Raw genomic sequence first — 18,527 nt, 5'->3', positions numbered from 1 at the left:
CGTGTCAGCACGCGGGTCACCGGTCGGTGAAAACACAACGACCGGGGTCCGCAGGCGGATACTACACCCGGACGGTGACGGGCAGTCAGCAATCGTGACCGCCGCGCCAGAAGCCTACGGGCAGAGCCGCTCCACCCGCCAGCCGGTGGGCCCCGACGGGTCGGCGACGTAGCGGAGGCGGTCGTGGAGCCGGTTCTCCCGCCCCTGCCAGAACTCGACGCTGGCCGGGACGACCCGGTACCCGCCCCAGAACGGCGGGACGGGCACGCCCTCGCCCTCGGGGTAGCGGCGCTCCAGGTCGGCGTAGCGCCGCTCCAGCTCCTCCCGGCTCCCGACGGGGCTGGACTGCTCGCTGGCCCAGGCGCCGAGCTGGGAGCCGTGCGGGCGGGTGCGGAAGTAGGCGGCGGTCTCGTCGCGGCCGACCTTCTCGACGCGGCCCTGGACGATGACCTGGCGGCCGAGCGCGATCCAGGGGAAGAGCAGCGCCGCGTGCGGGTTGGCGGCGAGCTCGGAGCCCTTGCGGGAGCCGTAGTTGGTGAAGAACACGAAGCCGCGCGCGTCGTAGCCCTTGAGCAGGACGGTGCGCGAGCTGGGCCGGCCCTCGGCGTCGGCGGTGGAGAGCACCATCGCGTTGGGCTCCTCGACGCCGGCGTCGGCCGCCTCGTGGAACCAGTGGGTGAACTGGGCGATCGGCTCGGGCGCGAGCCGCTCCTCGACCAGGCCCTCGTACGCGTAGTGCTTGCGCATCACGGTGAGGTCCGGCCCGGGGCGGGCCTCCTCGGCCGTGGTCCGGGGGGCGTGGCTCGGGGGCGTCGACTGGGCGCGTTCCGGGGTCTGCACGGCAACATCATCCCGTACGACAAGCGGCCGACGCCGCTACCTACGGACAAACCCCGGTGGGAGATAAGGTGTCCCGCCATCGCTTCGCCGTCCGTTGTGCGGGGAATCGTCCGGGAACAGGTGTTTGGTTCCGGCTCGCCCCCGGTCTCCTGCGGCCCTCTCACCGAAAAGTCAACCGGGCCGAAGGGGAACATCACCACCGTGGTGTATGGCGCAATGCACCCCGTGCCTGCCACTCTGGCACCGAGTGCCAAATACCATTCGGTCACTGGCGGACCGCCCCACCACGGCGGAGCGCCGATCGCAGAACTGAAGGAGCCGTCGCATGTCCGATTTCGTACCCGGGCTTGAGGGAGTCGTCGCGTTCGAGAGCGAGATCGCCGAGCCCGACAGGGAAGGCGGCGCCCTGCGGTACCGCGGTGTCGACATCGACGACCTGGTCGGCAACGTCTCCTTCGGCCACGTCTGGGGCCTGCTGGTGGACGGCAAGTTCAACCCCGGCCTGCCGGCCGCCGAGCCCTTCCCGATCCCCGTGCACTCCGGCGACATCCGGGTCGACGTGCAGTCCGCCCTCGCCATGCTCGCCCCGGTCTGGGGCCTCAAGCCGCTGCTCGACATCGACGCCGACGAGGCCCGCGACGACCTCGCCCGCGCCGCCGTCATGGCGCTGTCCTACGTCGCCCAGTCGGCCCGTGGCCAGGGCCTGCCGATGGTCCCGCAGAGCGAGATCGACAAGGCCGAGACCGTCGTCGAGCGCTTCATGATCCGCTGGCGCGGCGAGCCGGACCCGAAGCACGTCAAGGCCATCGACGCCTACTGGACCTCCGCCGCCGAGCACGGCATGAACGCCTCCACCTTCACCGCCCGCGTCATCGCCTCCACCGGCGCCGACGTCGCGGCCGCCCTCTCCGGCGCCGTCGGCGCGATGTCGGGCCCGCTGCACGGCGGCGCCCCCTCCCGCGTCCTCGGCATGATCGAGGAGATCGAGCGCACGGGCGACGCCTCCGCCTGGGTGAAGAACGCCCTCGACAAGGGCGAGCGCCTGATGGGCTTCGGCCACCGCGTCTACCGCGCCGAGGACCCGCGCGCCCGCGTGCTGCGCCGCACCGCCAAGGAGCTCGGCGCGCCGCGCTTCGAGGTCGCCGAGGCGCTGGAGAAGGCCGCGCTGGAGGAGCTGCACAACCGCCGCCCCGACCGCGTCCTCGCGACCAACGTCGAGTTCTGGGCCGCGATCATGCTGGACTTCGCCGAGGTCCCCGCGCACATGTTCACCTCGATGTTCACCTGTGCCCGTACGGCGGGCTGGTCGGCGCACATCCTGGAGCAGAAGCGCACGGGCCGGCTCGTGCGCCCCGCCGCGCGCTACATCGGCCCCGGCCCGCGCCGCCCCGAGGAGATCGAGGGCTGGGACGCGATCTCCCGCTGAGCCCCTCCGGGCGAGCACGCCCGCACGGCTCCGCACCACCCCTGACCAGCGGGTCCGGCTCCTGCCGGGCCCGCTCGTCGCAGGCGGCTGAGCAGGGAGGATCACAGTCTCAGCGGGCGGACGACCGTACCCGAACCCGGAACCCGGCCGGTAGGCTGCGCCCGTGGCTCAGATCCAGATCCCCGCTGACATCAAGCCCGCAGACGGCCGTTTCGGCTGCGGACCGTCCAAGGTGCGCCCCGAGGCACTGAGTGCCCTCGCCGCCACCCAGACCTCCCTGCTCGGCACCTCCCACCGCCAGGCCCCGGTCAAGAACCTGGTCAAGCGCGTGCGTGAGGGCGTGAGCAGCCTCTTCTCCCTGCCGGACGGCTACGAGGTCGTCCTCGGCAACGGCGGCTCCACCGCCTTCTGGGACATCGCCGCCTTCGGCCTGGTGCGGGAGAAGTCCCAGCACCTGGACTTCGGCGAGTTCTCGTCCAAGTTCGCCTCCTCGGTCAAGGCCGCCCCCTGGCTGGGCGAGCCGACCGTCATCAAGACCGCCCCGGGCACCCACCCGCTGCCGGTCGCCGAGGCCGGCGTGGACGTCTACGGCCTCACCCACAACGAGACCTCGACCGGCGTCGCGATGCCGATCAAGCGCCCGGTCGGCGCCGACGAGGGCTCGCTCGTCCTGGTGGACGCCACCTCGGGCGCCGGCGGCCTGCCGGTGGACATCACCGAGACGGACGTCTACTACTTCGCACCGCAGAAGTCCTTCGCCTCCGAGGGCGGCCTCTGGCTGGCCAGCTTCTCCCCGGCCGCCCTGGAGCGCGCCGCCGAGATCGCCGCCTCCGGCCGGTACATCCCGCCGTTCTTCTCGCTGCCGACGGCCATCGACAACTCGTCGAAGGACCAGACGTACAACACCCCGTCGATCGCCACCCTCTTCCTGCTGGCCGACCAGCTGGAGTGGATCAACGGCAACGGCGGCCTGGACTGGGCCGTCGCCCGGACGGCCGACTCCTCCTCCCGGCTGTACTCCTGGGCCGAGAAGTCCTCCTTCGCCACCCCGTTCGTGGCCGAGCCGGCCGAGCGCTCCCAGGTGGTCGGCACCATCGACTTCGACGAGTCGGTGGACGCCGCCGCGGTCGCCAAGGCGCTGCGCGCCAACGGCATCGTGGACACCGAGCCGTACCGCAAGCTGGGCCGCAACCAGCTGCGCATCGCGATGTTCCCGGCCGTCGACCCGGCGGACGTCGAGGCGCTCACCCACTGCATCGACTACGTGGTCGAGCAGCTCTGAGCGACGCCCGCGAGGCATGCGTGAGGGCCGCCACCCACCCGGGTGGCGGCCCTCACGCCGTTCGCGTCAGCGGTTGACCAGTGAGCTGATCAGCACGACGACCAGCAGCAGCACCAGGGTGCCGGAGACGATGCGCATTCGAGTCTTGGGGTCCACGGTCAACGAGCGTACCTCCGGCTCACGCGCCCGGCGCCTCCCGCCCCCACTCCCCCAGCGGCCAGGAGCGCAGCGACGCGTAGTGCGCGAACCCGCCGTCCAGGTCGCTGCGCATCAGATGCAGCTCGGCCGCCTCCCACTCCGGCCCCCGGTACGGCGCCAGCGCCACCGCCAGGCCCTCCAGCTCGGCCACCGCGACCCGCTGGACGGCCCGCCGGTGCCCGCGCGAGGAGCCGGCCCTGGCGAGGGTGAGGTGCGGGTGGAAGGCGAACCCGTCCGCCTCCCCGGCCAGGCCGGCCGTGGCCGCCGTGACGGCCTCCGCGAGCCGGCGCAGCGCCCAGGCCTGCCCCTCGACCCCGGTCCACAGCACCTTGTCCCCGAACCGCCCGGAGCCCGCGAGGCGCAGCCGGTGCACCGGGTTGGTCTCCGCGACGGCCGCCAGCGCCGTCTCCAGCTCCGGCACCCGCTCGGGCGCGACCTCGCCGAGGAAGGCCAGCGTCAGGTGCCAGCCCTCCACCGCCGTCCAGCGCAGCCGCTCCGCCCCGGGCAGCTCCCGCACCGGCGCGACGGCGTCGGCGAGCCCCTGAAGTGCGCGGACGGGCGGCAGGACGGCGACGAAGAGCCTCATGTCCTGATCTTCCCTCGTTCGGCCGTTCGGTGTAGAACGGATTTCCATGAACATCCGCAACGGGGGTCCAGCGGACGTCCCCGACATCCTGTCCCTGCTCGACGGCGCCATCTCCTGGCTGAGCGCCCAGGAGCGCACCGGCCAATGGGGCGACCAGCCCTTCAGCGCCAACCCGGCCCGGGTCGACCAGATCGCCTCGTACGCCGGTGAGGAGTTCCTCATCCGCCTCGTGGAGGACGAGGACGGCCGTACGGTCGGCTGCTGCGTGCTGGCCGAGGACCGCGGCCGGCTCGTCCCGGCTTCGAAGGAGCCCGAGCTCTACGTCCGCCTCCTGGTCACCGACCGCGCCCGCAAGGGCTCCGGCATCGGCGCGGCGCTGATCGCCGACGCGGTCGAGGAGACCCGCCGACGCGGCCTCGACCTGCTGCGCGTGGACTGCTACGCGGGCAACGACCGCAAGCTGGTCGGCCAGTACCGGGCGCTCGGCTTCACCGAGTTGGAGGGCTTCGAGGTCGTGCAGCCGGCCGGCATGTGGCCCGGCCAGCTGCTGGAGATCCGACTCTGACGACCGATCAGGAATCCCCGAGACGCCTCGGGGATTCCTGACGTCACGTCAGCAGGCCGCCGCGAGACCGGACTTCGTCGCGGGAGCGGTGCGCGGCACGAAGGCCACCACCCGCCCTCCGCGCCCCGGGTGCAGGTCGAAGCGCACCCGCAGGTCCGCGCTCCGGGCCAGCACCAGGCCCACCACGCCGGCCGCCAGCGCGGACACCAGCCCGCAGGCGAGCAGGCCCAGCCGGGGCCCGTACGAGGCCGTCACCCAGCCGACGACCGGGGCGCCGATCGGCGTGCCGCCGGTGAAGACCAGCACCAGCAGGCCCATCACCCGGCCGCGCATCTCGGGGTCGGTGGCCAGCTGCAGCGCGGAGTTGACCGAGGTGTTGAAGCTCAGCCCGAACACCCCGATCAGCATCAGCAGCAGCGCGAAGGTCCAGTAGTCGGGCGCGAAGGCCGCGACCACCTCCAGCACGCCGAAGCCCAGCGCCGCACCGACCAGCCACCGCAGCCTCGGCGCGCCCCTGCGGGCGGCGAGCAGCGCGCCGGCGAGCGAACCGACGGCCATCGCGGTGTTCAGCAGGCCGTACTGCCCGGCGCCCACCTTGAAGGTGTCGTACGCGAAACCGGACAGCAGCGTCGGGAAGTTGAACCCGAAGGTGCCGATGAACCCGGCGAGCACCATCGGCCAGAGCAGCTCGGGCCGCTCCTTCACGTACCGCAGCCCCTCCCTCAACTGCCCCTTCTCTCGGGCGATCGGCTCGATCGGGCGCAGTTCGGAGGTGCGCATCGCCAGCAGCCCGCCGATCACGGCGGCGAAGGACACCGCGTTGACGGCGAAGGCCCAGCCGCTGCCGACCGCCGCGATCAGCAGGCCCGCAACGGCGGGGCCGACCAGGCGCGCGGTCTGGAAGTTGGCGGCGTTGAGGCTGACGGCGTTGGCGAGGTCCTTGGGCCCGACCATCTCGGAGACGAACGCCTGGCGGGTCGGGTTGTCGACCACGGTGACCAGGCCGAGCAGCAGCGCGAAGCCGTACACGTAGTACGGGGTCACGATCCCGCCGATGGTCAGCACCGCGAGGCCGGCGGCCAGCAGGCCCATCGCGCCCTGGGTGTAGATCAGCAGCCGGCGCTTGGGCATCCGGTCGGCGAGCACGCCGCCGAAGAGGCCGAGCAGCAGCATCGGCAGGAACTGCATGGCGGTGGTGATGCCGACGGCGAGCGGGCTGCCGGTGAGGCTCAGGACGAGCCAGTCCTGGGCGATGCGCTGCATCCAGGTGCCGGTGTTGGACACCACCTGGCCGGCGAAGTAGTAGCGGTAGTTGCGAACGCGCAGGGAGGAGAACATCCCCCCGGGCCTGGTGAAGCGGGCGCCTGTCGGGGATGAGGCCACAAGGGTGCGGCCCTGAGCGGCGGGGTCCGCCGCGGTGCGTTCGTCGGGGTCGTCGTCGCCGTTGCCGGGCAGCCCGCTGGGGGCGGGTGCCTGGGCGTCGGCTTCCGCGGCGCTCGCCGCGGTGCTCTCGGTGGTGGTGTCGTCGAATCGGGTACGGGCGGCGGCGCTGGCTGCGGCCGGCGGTGTCACGGTGGTCTCCCCTCGCGGCGGGGGGGGGGCGGGGGGGGGGGGGGGGGGCCCGGGGGGGGGGGGGGGGGGGGGGGGGGTGGGGGGGGCCCCCCGCGGGGCGCGCGGGCGGGGGGGGGGGCCGCCCCGCTCCTGGTGCTGGTGGTCGGTCCTGCGGTGATGCGGACTCCTTCATCTCCCGGCGGCTTGCCGGACTAGGTCTGCCTACAGATGTGCGAGCTTGTAGAGCACGGGCGCGGCCTGCTTCAGGACGGCCCACTCCTCCTCGTCGAGCCCTTCGGCGAGCTCGGCGAGCCAGACGTTGCGGCGCCGACGGCTCTCGTCGAGGATCGTCTGCGCCTGTTCGGTGCTGCTGACGACCACCTGTCGGCGGTCCTCGGGGTGCGGCTCCCGCCGCACCAGCCCCTTCTCCTCCAGCATCGCGACGATCCTGGTCATCGAAGGGGGCTGCACGTGCTCCTTCCGGGCGAGCTCACCCGGTGTCGCCTTCCCGCACCGGGCGAGGGTGCCCAGCACCCCCATCTCGGTAGGACTCAACGACTCCTCCACCCGCTGGTGTTTGAGCCGTCGGGACAGGCGCATCGTGGACGACCGCAGCTGTGAGATCGCTGCGAGGTCCTGCTCGGACATCTCGGGCATGTCTTTAGCCTACGTCATTACTCTCGCTAAATAAAATCGGATTCCGCCGCGCCCGCCCCGCGCCCCGGTGCCATATTGGGGTCAGGGGCCGCAGGCCCCCACTCCCAGAAGGGCCGACCAGCCATGTCCGACCTCGCCGCCGAACAGCCCGCCCCCAACGGCGCCGGCTTCGCCCGCCTCGCCATGGTCACCGTCGACTGCGCCGACCCGCTCGCCCTCGCGGCGTTCTACGGCGAACTCCTGGGCTGGGAGACCAGGCACGCGGACGACCACTTCGCCATCCTCGACAACCCCGAGGGCGGCAGCCCCCTCGCCTTCGGCAGAGTGGCCGGATATCGCCCCGAGCCGTGGACGGAGCCGGACGGCGGCAAGCACTTCCACCTCGACTTCTACGTCGACGACCTGGAGGACGCCACCGCCCGGGCCCTCGCCCTGGGCGCGACCGAGCCGACGTACCAGCACGGCCGCACCCTCAGGGTCCTCATCGACCCGGCGGGGCACCCCTTCGGGCTCGCGCCCCTCGACTAGGAGCTAACGCGGGAACGCCCGCCGGGCCCGCCAGGTGGTGTGCTCGCGCGAGACGGCGTCCTCCGCCTCCGCCGCCAGCCGCGCCCAGCGCGCCTCCGCGTCCGGCGCCTTCACGTCCAGGTCGTTCAGCTGGTTGCCGACGTTGACCAGCTCGCGCGCGGCCAGCTGGTACGCGGTGGCCAGCGGGCGCAGCTGCTTGAGCTGCGTCCACGCGATGATCGAGGCGGCCGCGGCCGAGCTGGCCCCGAACACGTGCACCTGCAGCGCGCCGGTGGCCTGGGCGACGGCCGCCGCCGCACCGAGGATGATCAGCGTCGCGATGCCGAGCCCCCAGGAGACGGCCTGCGAGTCGCAGGCCTCCGCCCGCGAGCGGTACCAGGTGCGCTGGCTCTCCACCCGGGTGCGCAGGTAGAGGGTGCGCCGGGAGGTCAGGCTGCCGGCGCGCTGGCGGCGCATCTCCTCGGTGATCTCCGCGGCGGTGCCGGGCGGCACGATCTCCGGGTCCTCGAAGGCCCGCAGCACGTCCTCGACCTGGAGCAGGTAGCCGCGGTCCACGTCCGCGGACTCCGCCGGGCCGTCGAAGGGCCCGGCGCGGACGGTGTACTTCCAGGCGAGCGTCTTCACCGACTCGGCCGCCGCCCGCGCCTCGTACCAGCGGCCCTGCGGGTTGCTCGTCCGCAGCCGGGACCAGAAGTAGCCCGCGACCAGGAACGCGGCGACCGAGAACAGCGGCCACACGTTGAACGCGTCGCTGTCGTCCGGGTCGGGGAACGACCCGATCACGGCGGCGAGCACCAGCATCGCGATGAGTCCGCGGTACCAGCGCAGCGTCTCGCGCTGCCCGTCCAGCGAAGCCCGGTCCGCCGTCCAGAACAGGTCCGGCAGCAGCTGCGCCTCGACACCGGCGGGCGGATCTTGTCGCACCATCGATCGAGTCCCCTCCCCGTCTCCCGTCCAGCCAGTATGCCCACCGCCAACTGACCTACACGAGCACCTTTTTGACACCTTTCGGCGCGGCCGCGGAGGCCGTTGTCAGACCCTTCCGCTAGGAACGGGTCCATGCCGTTGCACTGGAAGCTCGTCGTCGACTGCCTCGACCCGCACCGCCAGGCCGCCTTCTGGGCCACCGCCCTGGAGTACACCGTCGAGGACCACAGCACCCTGATCACCCGTCTCCTCGCCGCCGGCGCCACCACCGAGGAGGCCCTCGTCGAGGTCGACGGCCACCACGCCTGGCGCACCCTCGCCGCCGTCCGCCACCCGGAGGACCCGTCCGACCCGGTCTCCGACACGGGCCTCGGCCGCCGCATCCTCTTCCAGGCCGTCCCCGAACCCAAGCCCGACAAGAACCGCCTCCACCTCGACCTCCACCCCGCCCCCGCCGACCGCCCCGCCACCCTCGCCCGCCTCCTCACCGCCGGCGCCACCACCCTCCGCGATGTGAAGGAGCCCGGCGGCTCCTGGACCGTCATGCAAGATCCAGAGGGCAACGAGTTCTGCCTCCACTGACCCAATCCCGCGCACAACGCCGAAGCCCCGCCCTCCGCGACGCTCGCGGAGGGCGGGGCTTCACTGCCGTGCGGCCTCAGAGGAGGTCGAACTCCCCACTCACGATCGCGTCGGCCAGCTCCGCCCGCAGAGCCTGCCTCTCGCCCTCCGTCGGCGTCGCGCGGTCGGGGGCCGCGTCCTCAGGGCGGTCGGCAGCAGGGTTCGCCATGGTCGCTCCTCGACGTCGGGGTGTCCCGGCCCATTGTTCCGCCCCACCACGCCGAAGGGCCCTCCCCGCGCGGTGCGGGGAGGGCCCTTCGGCGTGGTGCCGGGCGGACTCAGAGGAGGCCGAGGGCGGGCATCAGGTAGTAGAAGGCGAAGACGCCCGCGACGGCGTACATCGGGACGGGGACCTCGCGGCCGCGGCCGGCGGCGAGGCGCAGGACGCAGAAGGCGATGAAGCCGAAGCCGATGCCGTTGGTGATCGAGTAGGTGAAGGGCATCATCGCGATCGTCAGGAACGCCGGGATCGAGATGGTGAAGTCGGCCCAGTCGATGTCCTTGATCGAGTTGGCCAGGATCAGGAAGCCGACGGTGACCAGGGCCGGGGTGGCGGCCTGGGCGGGGACCATGGTGGCGAGCGGGGTGAGGAAGAGGGCCACCACGAAGAGCAGGCCGGTGACGATGGAGGCGAAGCCCGTGCGGGCGCCCTCGCCGACGCCGGCGGTGGACTCGACGAAGCAGGTGTTCGCGGAGGCGGAGGTCGCGCCGCCCGCGGCGGTGGCGATGCCGTCGACCATGAGGATCTTGTTGATGCCCGGCAGGTCGCCCTTCTCGTCCAGCAGGTGCGCCTCGTCGGCGACGCCGAGGATGGTGCCCATCGCGTCGAAGAAGCAGGACATCAGCACGGTGAAGACGAACAGCACGCCCGTCAGCACGCCGACCTTCTCGAAGCCGCCGAACAGGCTCACCTTGCCGACCAGCCCGAAGTCCGGCGCGGCCACGGGGTTCCCGGGCCAGGCCGGGACGGTCAGGCCCCACTTGGCGGCCGGGAGGTCGGCCACCTGGTCGATGACCACGGCGAGCGCGGTGGAGACGGCGATGCTGATGAGGATCGCGCCCGGCACCTTGCGGATGAGCAGGATCAGGGTGAGCAGCAGGCCCACGACGAAGATCAGCACGGGCCAGCCGAGCAGGTGCCCGTTGCCGCCGAGCTGCAGCGGGACGGTGGTGTGCGCGGCGTCCGGGATGCGGCTGACGAAGCCGGAGTCGACGAGGCCGACGAGGCTGATGAACAGGCCGATGCCGATGGCGATGGCCTTGCGCAGGCCCAGCGGTACGGCGTTCATGACGCGCTCGCGCAGGCCGGTGGCGACCAGCAGCATGATCGCGAAGCCGGCGAGGACGACCATGCCCATGGCGTCGGGCCAGGTCATCTTGGGTGCGAGCTGCAGCGCCACGATGGTGTTGACGCCGAGGCCGGCGGCCAGGCCGATCGGCACGTTGCCGATGACGCCCATGAGCAGGGTGGTGAGACCCGCGGTGAGGGCGGTGGCGGTGACGAGCTGGGCGCTGTCGAGGTGGGCCCCGGTGACGTCCGTGGCGCTGGCCAGGATGATCGGGTTCAGCACCAGGATGTACGCCATGGTGAAGAAGGTGGCGACGCCGCCGCGGATCTCGCGCGGCAGGGTGGAGCCGCGTTCGCTGATCCTGAAGAAGCGGTCCAGCGAGCCCGACGGGGGCTGGGGGGCGCTGGAGGCGGGTTCGGGCGACTCGGTGGTCGACTGGACCACAGGCATGCGTGCGTCCTCTGTGGGGGGCTGAGGAGGGGGACCGCCCGGGGCGACGATGGCCGGGGCGTGGACCTTTAAGTATGGTTTCCCGATCGCACACGCGCTATCTTCGCGCGTAGAGCCCACAGGGGCTCGGAAGCCCCCGAGCCTCCCCGCGAGGGCCTCCCCCGAGACCGTACGCTAGGCCCCATGCCCAAGAAGCCGCTGCACCCCTCGCCCCCTCCCCTGGAGGCCAACGACGTCGCCATCGTCGGCGGCGGCACGGTGCTGTGGTTCGTCGCCTTCCTGGCGCTGGTCCCCTTCCAGGGCACGCTCTCCGACCACGGCCACGGCAGCTGGCCCTGGGTCTGCCTCTCCGGCGGCCTGCTGGGCCTGATCGGCCTCTGGTACTGCCGCGCCCGCCGCGCCGCGATCAACCGTGACCGGGAGGCGGCGGCCGCCGCGGAGACGACCGAGAACGGTCAGGACCCGGCCACCCGGTCGGACTGAATAGTCCTTTAGTAGCACGCACCGGACATAAGGCGCCCGTAGAGTCGGTGCCATGACGCAGCCTGCCCACCCGGCGGAAGAGCAGCCGGACGACGCGAACCGCCCGGACGGCGCCCACCCACTCGGACTGCTGCCCGGCCGGCGCGGCGGCCTCACCGCCGCCGAGGTCGCCGAACGCGTCGCGAAGGGCCAGGTCAACGACGTCCCCGTCCGCTCCAGCCGCTCCACCAAGGAGATCGTGCGGGCGAACGTCTTCACCCGCTTCAACGCGATCATCGGCATCATGTTCGGGATCATCCTGGTCGTCGGACCGATCCAGGACGGCCTGTTCGGCCTGGTCATCGTCGCCAACACGGCGATCGGCATCATCCAGGAGCTCCGCGCCAAGAAGACCCTCGACAGCCTGGCCCTGATCGGCGAGGCCCGCCCCCAGGTCCGCCGCGACGGCGCCCCCCAGCAGGTCGCCGTCTCCGAGATCGTCCTCGACGACACCGTCCTCCTCGGCATCGGCGACAAGGTGATCGTCGACGGCCTGGTCACCGAGGCGGACGGCCTGGAGATCGACGAGTCGCTGCTCACCGGCGAACCCGACCCCGTCCTCAAGCACCCCGGCGACCAGGTGATGTCCGGCAGCTTCGTCGTCGCCGGCGCGGGCGCGTTCACCGCCACCAAGGTCGGCCGCGAGGCGTACGCCGCCCAGCTGGCCGAGGAGGCCAGCAAGTTCACCCTGGTGAAGTCGGAGCTGCGCAGCGGCATCGACAGCATCCTGCGCTTCATCACCTACCTGCTGATCCCCACCGCCCTCGGCCTGATCATCAGCCAGCTGGCCGTGGAGGGCCGCGACTGGCGCGAGGCGGTGCGGCGCATGGTCGCGGGCATCGTCCCGATGGTCCCCGAGGGCCTGGTGCTGCTGACCTCCGTCGCCTTCGCCATCGGCGTCGTCCGGCTGGGCCGCAAGCAGTGCCTGGTGCAGGAGCTGCCGGCGATCGAGGGCCTGGCCCGGGTGGACACCGTCTGCCTGGACAAGACCGGCACCCTCACCGAGGGCGGCATGGACGTGATCGATCTGAAGATCGTCTCGAACGACGAGCCCGCCCCCGTCGACAAGGACACCGTCGAGCACGCGCTCGCCGTGATGGCCGGCGCCGACGCCCGCCCCAACCCGTCCATGCAGGCCGTGATCGACCGGTACGGGCGCGGCGACGGCCCGGACGGTACCGGAACCGGAACCGGCAACGGCAACGGCTGGCGCGTCATCGAGGCCATGCCCTTCTCCTCCGCCCGCAAGTGGAGCGGCGTGCAGCTGCTGGAGCCGCAGGGCGCCGAGGCCAGCTGGCTGTTCGGCGCCCCGGACGTGCTGCTGCCCGCCGGGCACCCGGCCCTCGCCGAGGTCGACGAGCTGGGCGCCCAGGGCCTGCGCGTGCTGCTGCTGGGCCGCACCCCCGTACCGCTGGACTCCCCCGACCCGGCGGCCGGCCTCGTGCCGCTCGCCCTGGTCGTGCTCCAGCAGCGGCTGCGCTCGGACGCCGCCGAGACCCTGCGCTACTTCGAGGGCCAGCACGTCCGGGCGAAGGTGATCTCCGGCGACGCTGCCGTCTCCGTCGGCGCCGTCGCCTCCCACCTGGGCCTGCCCGGCGCCGACCACCCGCTGGACGCCCGCACCCTGCCCGACGACCCCGCCGCGCTGGCCGACACCGCCGAGCGCACCAGCGTCTTCGGCCGCGTCACCCCGCAGCAGAAGCGCCGGCTCGTCGGGGCGCTGCAGTCGCGCGGCCACACCGTGGCGATGACCGGCGACGGCGTCAACGACGTGCTCGCCCTCAAGGACGCCGACATCGGCGTGGCCATGGGCACCGGCTCGGACGCCACCAAGGCCGTCGCCCAGATCGTCCTGCTCAACGACTCCTTCGCCACCCTGCCCTCCGTGGTCGCCGAGGGCCGCCGGGTCATCGGCAACATCGAGCGGGTCGCCTCGCTGTTCCTGGTGAAGACGGTCTACTCGGTGCTGCTGGCGCTGCTGGTGATCTTCACGCACTCGCCGTACCCGTTCCTGCCCCGGCACTCCACGGTGCTCTCCACCCTCACCATCGGCGTGCCGGCCTTCTTCCTCGCCCTCGCCCCGAACAACGAGCGGGCCCGCACCGGCTTCGTGAAGCGGGTCCTGCGCCTGGCGATCCCCGGCGGCGCGATCGCCGGGACGGGCACCTTCGTCGCCTACGCGCTGGCCCGCGCCGACCACGCGACCGACCTCAAGGCCGACACCAGCGTGGCCACCCTGACGCTCTTCCTGATCGCCATCTGGGTGCTCGCCATCATCGCCCGCCCGTACACCTGGTGGCGGCTGCTGCTGATCGGTGCCATGGGCGGCGCCTTCGCCCTGGTGCTGATCGTCCCGGCCTTCGCCGACTTCTTCCAGCTGCGCCTGGTCGGCTGGCGCGACCCGTGGATCGGCGTCGCGATCGCCGGGATCTGCGGCGTGGTCCTGGAGTTCACCTGGGGCTGGATGAAGCGCCGCGGCGCGGAATGACCGCCTAGCATGGCCGCATGGCGCGCAAAGGTGGGGATCTGGAGGCGTTCACCGCCTTCCTCGGCGGACTGCTCGCGGCCGGAGTCACGGCCCTGACGATGGTGGGGCTCGGCCTGACGCACCGGCCGAGCCCCGACGTGAAGGCCGCGGTGGTGGTGACGCTCCTGGCCGTCTGGCTGACCGTCACCGCCACCGTCTACCTGCGGCTGCGCTCTCAGCCCTCGAAGTCCCGGGCGGCGGACAACTCGTAGGCCCGGTCCGGCTCGCTGAGCGCCGCCAGCACCTCGAAACGGCGGTGCCACTGGCCCACCGACCAGGCCAGGCCCGCCGCCAGACCCTCCGGGGTGGCGGCGTGCAGCAGGCCCGGCACCGGCGGGACGTCGAACTCGTCGTCCTCGTCGCCCTCTTCGGCCCGCTCGGGGTCGTACGGCGGCTCGGGCGTCTGCGCGCCCGGGTCCCAGCGCCAGCCGACGGCCGCCTCGCCACCGTCCGGGGCGACGACCAGCAGCTCCTCGTGCTCCTCGTACGCGACGGGGCAGCCGGGCAGCAGCTCCCGCACCACGGCCGGGACGCGGTGCAGCACGCCCTCGGAGAGCACCCGCCCGCCGGCCACCTCGCTGGCCAGGGACACGTGCAGCCGCTCCGCGAGGTCCGCCGCGAACGCCGGGGCGACGGGCAGCACCGGGTGGTCGTGCAGCAGCTCGACGAGGTCCGGCGCGTCCGCGACCACGGCCTCGGCGGCGTCGACCACGACCGTGCCGGCCGGGCGGCGCCCCGTCGCCGGGTCGAGCGGCGCCAACGCCCGCACCACGTCCAGCGGTTCGAGCCGCTCGGGCTCCACCCGGGCCAACGCGGTGTGCAGGCCGTGCAGTTGGCGGTGCCCGACCTCGACGTCCGGGTCCGTCATCCGGTCCAGCACCTCGTCCGGCCCGTGCGGCTCGGCGAGCAGCGCGGCCAGCGTGGTGCGCACCCCGAGGGCGTGCAGGAACTGCTCGTCCAGGCCGGTGCGCGCCTCCTCGTACAGCCCGCGCAGCAGCGGGTCCGCCCCGGCGGCGCGCAGCCCGGCGGGCTCGCGGCCGTCGAGCACGGGGTGGTCGCGCAGCCACCAGGCGGTGTACGGCGGCAGGTCGGCGTAGGTGCCGTCCGGCAGCAGGGTGCGCACGGGGACGACGACGGCGTCCCGGTACGGCGGGCGGGCGAGGGCGGCCAGCGCCTCGGGCCAGGCGTCGTCGTCCACCAGGTCGAGGTCGCGCACGGCGAGCAGCTCGGCGGCGACGGGCGGCACGCCGAGCACCTCGTCCGCGTTCAGCGCCTCCAGGGCGTCCTCGGCCCATTCGGCGAGCCCGTCCGGGGCCTCGTCGATCAGGCCGGTGGCGTGGCCTCCGGCGGCGCGGTCGGCGGGGGCGGTGGGGTCGAGGCGCTCCAGGTCGTCCGGGTCGAGCACCACGTCCTCGGCGCGCACCAGCACGAAGTCGGTGGGCACGCCGGCCGCCGCGAGCACCTCGGGGCCCCAGCGCTCCAGCAGGTCCTCGTCCACCCAGCCGGCGTCCTCCTCGCGGGCGACGGCCGCCAACGGGCTTCCGGGCAGCAGGAGTTCGCCCGCGCGGGCGGGCTCGCCCTCGTCGTCCAGCAGGGCGAGCCGGGCCAGCCAGGGGTGCGCGCCGGGCTCCGGGGCGGCGGCCTTGACCAGCGCCAGGACGGCGTCGGCGAGTTCGAGCGCCGCGTCGAGGTCGTCCTCGGCGAGCTCGTAGGAGCGGGCGACGGCGGCGCGCACCTCGGGGGTGTCCAGCACCCCGGCGGGGGTGGCGGTGCCGGCGCCGAGCTTGGCCAGCAGCGGGTGCGCGGCCTCCGGGTGGGCCAGGCGCAGATCGAGGGCGGCCAGCGCCCCGGCCAGGGACTCGGGGTAGCCCGGGAAGGCCGCCCAGTCGGCGTCCTCGGAGGGCAGCAGGACGCGGCGCGGGCCGGTGATCGTCCGGCCGTCGGCGAGCGGCACGGGCAGCGCGCCGAGCGCCTCCGGATCGGCCCCGCCGAGGGCCGCGTACAGGTTGCGCCACCAGGCGGGCTCGCGGTCCAGGCCGCCGAGCTGGTCGACCACCTCGGCCAGCGGCACCCGGCGCACGTTCAGCACCCGCAGCTCCGTACGGCGCTCCAGGCCGGCCGGCAGCAGCCCGGGGAAGATCGGCGCCAGCGCCTCGACCACCGAGCCGTCCGCGCCCTCCAGCAGCGTCGCGTCCTGCGGCCGCAGCGCGGGCGTGCCCTGCTCGACGAGCGGCGGGTGCGGCAGGAACGGCGTGCCGGGCAGGCGGCCCAGGATGGCGGCGCGCAGGGCGTTGTCCAGCGTCCCCTGCCCCAGCGGGCCGGGCACCAGGCCCAGCGAGCCGAGGTCGGCGCCCCGGGCGCGCAGCAGGTCGGCGTAGCCGTCGGCGGCACGCTCGGTGAGGAAGTCCGTCAGCGGCCCGGGGGCGACGTGCCGGCGGGTGGGGTCCAGCGGGTACGAGGCGATGAGCAGCGCCGGCAGGCCGATCGGCTCGTCGCTGGGCGTGGGCGCGTGCAGCACGGCCGCGATGCCGGGCTCCATCGGGCTGCCGTCCTCGCGCACCGGCACCGCCCAGGTGACGGTCCAGTACGGGCGGGCGCGCTCCTCGGTGGGCCGGTCGGCGAGCAGGGGGGCGTCCAGGGTGCCGGAGGCGCCGGCGGTCTGCCAGACGGTGCGGCGCCCGGGCAGGCCCGGCAGGTCCGTGACGGTGACGACGACCTCGGTGACCCCGTCGGGGCGGGGCTCGGCGGCGGCGCGGGTGAAGGTCCGGGTGCCCTCGGGGGTCTCCACCACGACCTCGGCGAGGCCGGGCAGGGTCAGCAGCAGCGCGTCGTCCACGCCGTCGAGCAGGCGGCGCGTCAGGTCCTCGGCGGCGGCGTCGCGCATCGGCAGCACCACCACGGTGTCGTAGCCCTCGGGCGCGGGGCCCTCGGCGGCGAACGGCAGGCGCAGCAGCGGGACGTGGCCGTCGCGGCGGCGCAGCTCCTCGGCCAGCGCGGGCTGCGCCTCGGCCAGCGCCCGGGCCTCGCCGAGCGACCAGCGCACCCCGCCGGCGCCGCCGAGCACGGCCGGCTCGTCGGTGACGGCGAGGACAGCGGCGAAGCCGACGCCGAAGCGGCCCACGGTGGGCGCCTCACCGCGCTTGGAGGAGGCGCGCAGGGTGGAGAGCGACTCCACGGCGGCGGCGTCCAGCGGGGCGCCGGTGTTGGCGGCGGCGAGCACGCCGTCCGCCAGGGTCAGCCGCAGCCGGCCGGGGCCGTGGCCCGCGCGCAGGGCCGCGTCGGCCGCGTTCTGCGCCAACTCGACCACCAGGCGGTCGCGGTAGCCGCCGAGGGCCAGTTCCTCCTCGGCGTTGGCGTCCTCCCGGAACCGGGCCGGCGAGGCGGCCCAGGCGTCCAGCACCCGCCGGCGCAGCGCGGCGCTCCCGAACGGGTCCGCGAGGTGCTCGTCCGTGCTGCTGCCGATGATCCGAGGTTCCACGGGACCTGCCGCCTTCCGCCGCCCTGTACGTCGTAGGGCATTCTTCCCTGCCCCACCGACTGCTCCCGACCACACGCCTCCCGCGGGAACGCGCAGGCCCGCCCCACCGGGCTGGTGGGGCGGGCCTGCGCAAGGCGTGTCAGGAGTGGCCGAGCTCCTCGGCCGGGGCGTCCGGCTCGACGGAGCCGGAGGCGCGGTCGGGGTGCAGCTGCAGCGGCTCGACGACCAGCTCGTCCAGGATCAGCTCGGACGGCGCCGGCGGGGCCGGGATGACGGCGGCCTCGGAGTGCCCGCCGCAGCCGTACGCGAAGGAGACGATCTGGCCGTCGGCCGGGCCGAACTCGTTGCCGCAGACGCCGAAGGCCTGCCCGAGCGAGCCGCCGATCGGGATCAGGAAGCCGCAGCTGCCGCAGGAGGCCGGCGCGGACTGCGCCATCGGCGTCTGCGGGCCGTGGGCCTTCTCCCAGCGCTCGGCGGCCAGGTGCAGGCCGACCCGGGACAGCACCCGGCTGCGGCCCATGCCGAGCTCCTCGGCGACGGCGTTGATCTGGGCCCGGGCGGGGGCGGGCTGGACGTGCGGGTCGCTGACGACCACGTCCTCCTGGGCCACCAGGGCGACGGCCGAGTTCGGCGCGGGCTCGTCCTCGCCCGTCCAGCCCGGCTCCAGCCGCTCGTCGTCCGCGCCGGTGGGCAGCAGGTCGCCGGGGCCCATGTCGCCCGGACGCAGTCGCTCGCTCCACGGCACCCACTCGGGGGCGAGGACGGCGTCGTCGCCGGGGAGCAGCACGACCTCGTCGAGGGTGATGTTCTTCGCGCGCGGGGCGCGGGCGACGGTGACCGCCCAGTGCCAGCCGCGGTAGGCCGCGTCCAGGCACTCGAAGGTGTGGGTGGCGACGCGGTCGGCGTCCGCCTGGACCCCGAGGTGCGCTCCGACGACCTCTGCTCCGACGGCCTCTTCGGCTGCCTGGCGGGCGAGTTCGACGGCCTCGGCACAGAGCCGGTCGGGGGTACGGCTTCGCATCGCAGCACTCACGGCGTCGATTCTCTCCCAGTTCTTCTGTCACCCACGGCGTGTTTGCC

The 18,527-nt window shown here is 73.6% G+C and carries 17 protein-coding genes; 8 read left to right on the top strand and 9 right to left on the bottom strand.

Annotation, left to right across the window (positions count from 1 at the left end; genetic code table 11):
* Nucleotides 1-114 precede the first annotated feature (114 nt).
* The gene (gene pdxH, locus ACIRRS_RS11345) at nucleotides 115-747 is read right to left on the bottom strand and encodes a pyridoxamine 5'-phosphate oxidase (RefSeq protein ID WP_402968791.1); all 633 of its coding nucleotides are present in this window, start codon (nucleotides 745-747) and stop codon (nucleotides 115-117) included.
* A 418-nt stretch (nucleotides 748-1,165) separates the two neighbouring features.
* Here pdxH and ACIRRS_RS11340 point away from each other — a divergent pair, with 418 nt between their 5' ends.
* Entirely contained in the window at nucleotides 1,166-2,266 is a 1,101-nt protein-coding gene (locus ACIRRS_RS11340) for a citrate synthase 2 (RefSeq protein WP_402968168.1), read from the top strand.
* A 163-nt stretch (nucleotides 2,267-2,429) separates the two neighbouring features.
* Nucleotides 2,430-3,548: a phosphoserine transaminase gene (gene serC / locus ACIRRS_RS11335; RefSeq protein WP_402968165.1), complete on the top strand. Its 1,119-nt coding sequence runs from the start codon at nucleotides 2,430-2,432 to the stop codon at nucleotides 3,546-3,548.
* Nucleotides 3,549-3,726: 178 nt separating this feature from the next.
* Here serC and thpR read toward each other — a convergent pair whose 3' ends face one another.
* Nucleotides 3,727-4,332: an RNA 2',3'-cyclic phosphodiesterase gene (thpR, locus tag ACIRRS_RS11330; protein WP_402968162.1), complete on the bottom strand. Its 606-nt coding sequence runs from the start codon at nucleotides 4,330-4,332 to the stop codon at nucleotides 3,727-3,729.
* 46 nt (nucleotides 4,333-4,378) lie between these two features.
* Here thpR and ACIRRS_RS11325 point away from each other — a divergent pair, with 46 nt between their 5' ends.
* Nucleotides 4,379-4,897 (top strand): GNAT family N-acetyltransferase, encoded by a 519-nt coding sequence (locus tag ACIRRS_RS11325; protein WP_402968159.1) that lies wholly within the window; start codon nucleotides 4,379-4,381, stop codon nucleotides 4,895-4,897.
* Between the two features lie 48 nt (nucleotides 4,898-4,945).
* Here ACIRRS_RS11325 and ACIRRS_RS11320 read toward each other — a convergent pair whose 3' ends face one another.
* Both ACIRRS_RS11320 and ACIRRS_RS11315 read right to left on the bottom strand, forming a co-directional pair.
* Nucleotides 4,946-6,469, bottom strand: coding sequence for an MFS transporter (locus tag ACIRRS_RS11320; protein ID WP_402968156.1), 1,524 nt, complete (start codon nucleotides 6,467-6,469; stop codon nucleotides 4,946-4,948).
* Nucleotides 6,470-6,670: 201 nt separating this feature from the next.
* The gene (locus tag ACIRRS_RS11315) at nucleotides 6,671-7,105 is read right to left on the bottom strand and encodes a MarR family winged helix-turn-helix transcriptional regulator (RefSeq protein WP_402968153.1); all 435 of its coding nucleotides are present in this window, start codon (nucleotides 7,103-7,105) and stop codon (nucleotides 6,671-6,673) included.
* A 123-nt stretch (nucleotides 7,106-7,228) separates the two neighbouring features.
* Between ACIRRS_RS11315 and ACIRRS_RS11310 the strand changes: the two genes are divergently transcribed.
* Nucleotides 7,229-7,633, top strand: a complete 405-nt coding sequence (locus ACIRRS_RS11310) for a VOC family protein (RefSeq protein ID WP_402968150.1) — start codon at nucleotides 7,229-7,231, stop codon at nucleotides 7,631-7,633.
* A 3-nt stretch (nucleotides 7,634-7,636) separates the two neighbouring features.
* On the opposite strand, the gene ACIRRS_RS11305 is transcribed toward ACIRRS_RS11310, so the two are convergent.
* Nucleotides 7,637-8,560, bottom strand: coding sequence for a DUF4231 domain-containing protein (locus ACIRRS_RS11305; protein WP_402968147.1), 924 nt, complete (start codon nucleotides 8,558-8,560; stop codon nucleotides 7,637-7,639).
* A 132-nt stretch (nucleotides 8,561-8,692) separates the two neighbouring features.
* Between ACIRRS_RS11305 and ACIRRS_RS11300 the strand changes: the two genes are divergently transcribed.
* Nucleotides 8,693-9,142 carry a VOC family protein gene (locus tag ACIRRS_RS11300; protein ID WP_402968144.1) on the top strand — a complete coding sequence of 150 codons (450 nt, stop codon included), beginning with the start codon at nucleotides 8,693-8,695 and terminating at the stop codon, nucleotides 9,140-9,142.
* Between the two features lie 76 nt (nucleotides 9,143-9,218).
* Here the strand turns inward: ACIRRS_RS11300 and ACIRRS_RS11295 are convergent, their stop codons facing one another.
* Entirely contained in the window at nucleotides 9,219-9,350 is a 132-nt protein-coding gene (locus ACIRRS_RS11295) for a hypothetical protein (protein ID WP_402968142.1), read from the bottom strand.
* Between the two features lie 109 nt (nucleotides 9,351-9,459).
* The gene (locus tag ACIRRS_RS11290; protein WP_402968140.1) at nucleotides 9,460-10,920 is read right to left on the bottom strand and encodes an NCS2 family permease; all 1,461 of its coding nucleotides are present in this window, start codon (nucleotides 10,918-10,920) and stop codon (nucleotides 9,460-9,462) included.
* Nucleotides 10,921-11,103: 183 nt separating this feature from the next.
* Here ACIRRS_RS11290 and ACIRRS_RS11285 point away from each other — a divergent pair, with 183 nt between their 5' ends.
* Genes ACIRRS_RS11285 through ACIRRS_RS11275 form a run of 3 tightly spaced genes read left to right on the top strand, consistent with a single transcriptional unit; the run spans nucleotide 11,104 to nucleotide 14,181 of the window.
* A complete protein-coding gene (locus ACIRRS_RS11285) occupies nucleotides 11,104-11,403 on the top strand; it encodes a DUF2530 domain-containing protein (RefSeq protein ID WP_402968137.1) in 300 nt (99 codons plus the stop codon).
* A 52-nt stretch (nucleotides 11,404-11,455) separates the two neighbouring features.
* Nucleotides 11,456-13,930, top strand: coding sequence for an HAD-IC family P-type ATPase (locus ACIRRS_RS11280; protein ID WP_402968134.1), 2,475 nt, complete (start codon nucleotides 11,456-11,458; stop codon nucleotides 13,928-13,930).
* A 17-nt stretch (nucleotides 13,931-13,947) separates the two neighbouring features.
* Entirely contained in the window at nucleotides 13,948-14,181 is a 234-nt protein-coding gene (locus ACIRRS_RS11275) for a hypothetical protein (RefSeq protein ID WP_402968132.1), read from the top strand.
* Here ACIRRS_RS11275 and ACIRRS_RS11270 read toward each other — a convergent pair.
* Together ACIRRS_RS11270 and ACIRRS_RS11265 are read right to left on the bottom strand one after the other, a co-directional pair.
* Complete coding sequence (locus ACIRRS_RS11270; RefSeq protein ID WP_402968129.1) at nucleotides 14,145-17,447, bottom strand: sacsin N-terminal ATP-binding-like domain-containing protein; 3,303 nt, start codon at nucleotides 17,445-17,447, stop codon at nucleotides 14,145-14,147. The two genes, ACIRRS_RS11275 and ACIRRS_RS11270, sit on opposite strands and share 37 nt — an antisense overlap.
* Nucleotides 17,448-17,586: 139 nt before the next feature.
* Nucleotides 17,587-18,468: a DUF3027 domain-containing protein gene (locus ACIRRS_RS11265; RefSeq protein ID WP_402968127.1), complete on the bottom strand. Its 882-nt coding sequence runs from the start codon at nucleotides 18,466-18,468 to the stop codon at nucleotides 17,587-17,589.
* Nucleotides 18,469-18,527: the final 59 nt, after the last annotated feature.

The sequence above is a fragment of the Kitasatospora sp. NPDC101183 genome (assembly GCF_044767945.1).
Taxonomy (GTDB): Bacteria; Actinomycetota; Actinomycetes; order Streptomycetales; family Streptomycetaceae; genus Kitasatospora.
Note: the sequence above shows the minus strand (reverse complement) of the source record. Positions and strands in the feature narration are given on the sequence as shown.

Bases quoted from the DNA above. Each gene is read 5' to 3' on its own strand.
- ACIRRS_RS11300 (WP_402968144.1), top strand. From the start codon at position 8,693: ATGCCGTTGCACTGGAAGCTCGTCGTCGACTGCCTCGACCCGCACCGC.
- ACIRRS_RS11275 (WP_402968132.1), top strand. From the start codon at position 13,948: ATGGCGCGCAAAGGTGGGGATCTGGAGGCGTTCACCGCCTTCCTCGGC.
- ACIRRS_RS11290 (WP_402968140.1), bottom strand. From the start codon at position 10,920: ATGCCTGTGGTCCAGTCGACCACCGAGTCGCCCGAACCCGCCTCCAGC.
- ACIRRS_RS11325 (WP_402968159.1), top strand. From the start codon at position 4,379: ATGAACATCCGCAACGGGGGTCCAGCGGACGTCCCCGACATCCTGTCC.
- ACIRRS_RS11315 (WP_402968153.1), bottom strand. From the start codon at position 7,105: ATGCCCGAGATGTCCGAGCAGGACCTCGCAGCGATCTCACAGCTGCGG.
- ACIRRS_RS11280 (WP_402968134.1), top strand. From the start codon at position 11,456: ATGACGCAGCCTGCCCACCCGGCGGAAGAGCAGCCGGACGACGCGAAC.
- ACIRRS_RS11295 (WP_402968142.1), bottom strand. From the start codon at position 9,350: ATGGCGAACCCTGCTGCCGACCGCCCTGAGGACGCGGCCCCCGACCGC.
- ACIRRS_RS11285 (WP_402968137.1), top strand. From the start codon at position 11,104: ATGCCCAAGAAGCCGCTGCACCCCTCGCCCCCTCCCCTGGAGGCCAAC.
- thpR (WP_402968162.1), bottom strand. From the start codon at position 4,332: ATGAGGCTCTTCGTCGCCGTCCTGCCGCCCGTCCGCGCACTTCAGGGG.
- pdxH (WP_402968791.1), bottom strand. From the start codon at position 747: ATGCGCAAGCACTACGCGTACGAGGGCCTGGTCGAGGAGCGGCTCGCG.
- ACIRRS_RS11340 (WP_402968168.1), top strand. From the start codon at position 1,166: ATGTCCGATTTCGTACCCGGGCTTGAGGGAGTCGTCGCGTTCGAGAGC.
- ACIRRS_RS11265 (WP_402968127.1), bottom strand. From the start codon at position 18,468: ATGCGAAGCCGTACCCCCGACCGGCTCTGTGCCGAGGCCGTCGAACTC.
- ACIRRS_RS11305 (WP_402968147.1), bottom strand. From the start codon at position 8,560: ATGGTGCGACAAGATCCGCCCGCCGGTGTCGAGGCGCAGCTGCTGCCG.
- ACIRRS_RS11310 (WP_402968150.1), top strand. From the start codon at position 7,229: ATGTCCGACCTCGCCGCCGAACAGCCCGCCCCCAACGGCGCCGGCTTC.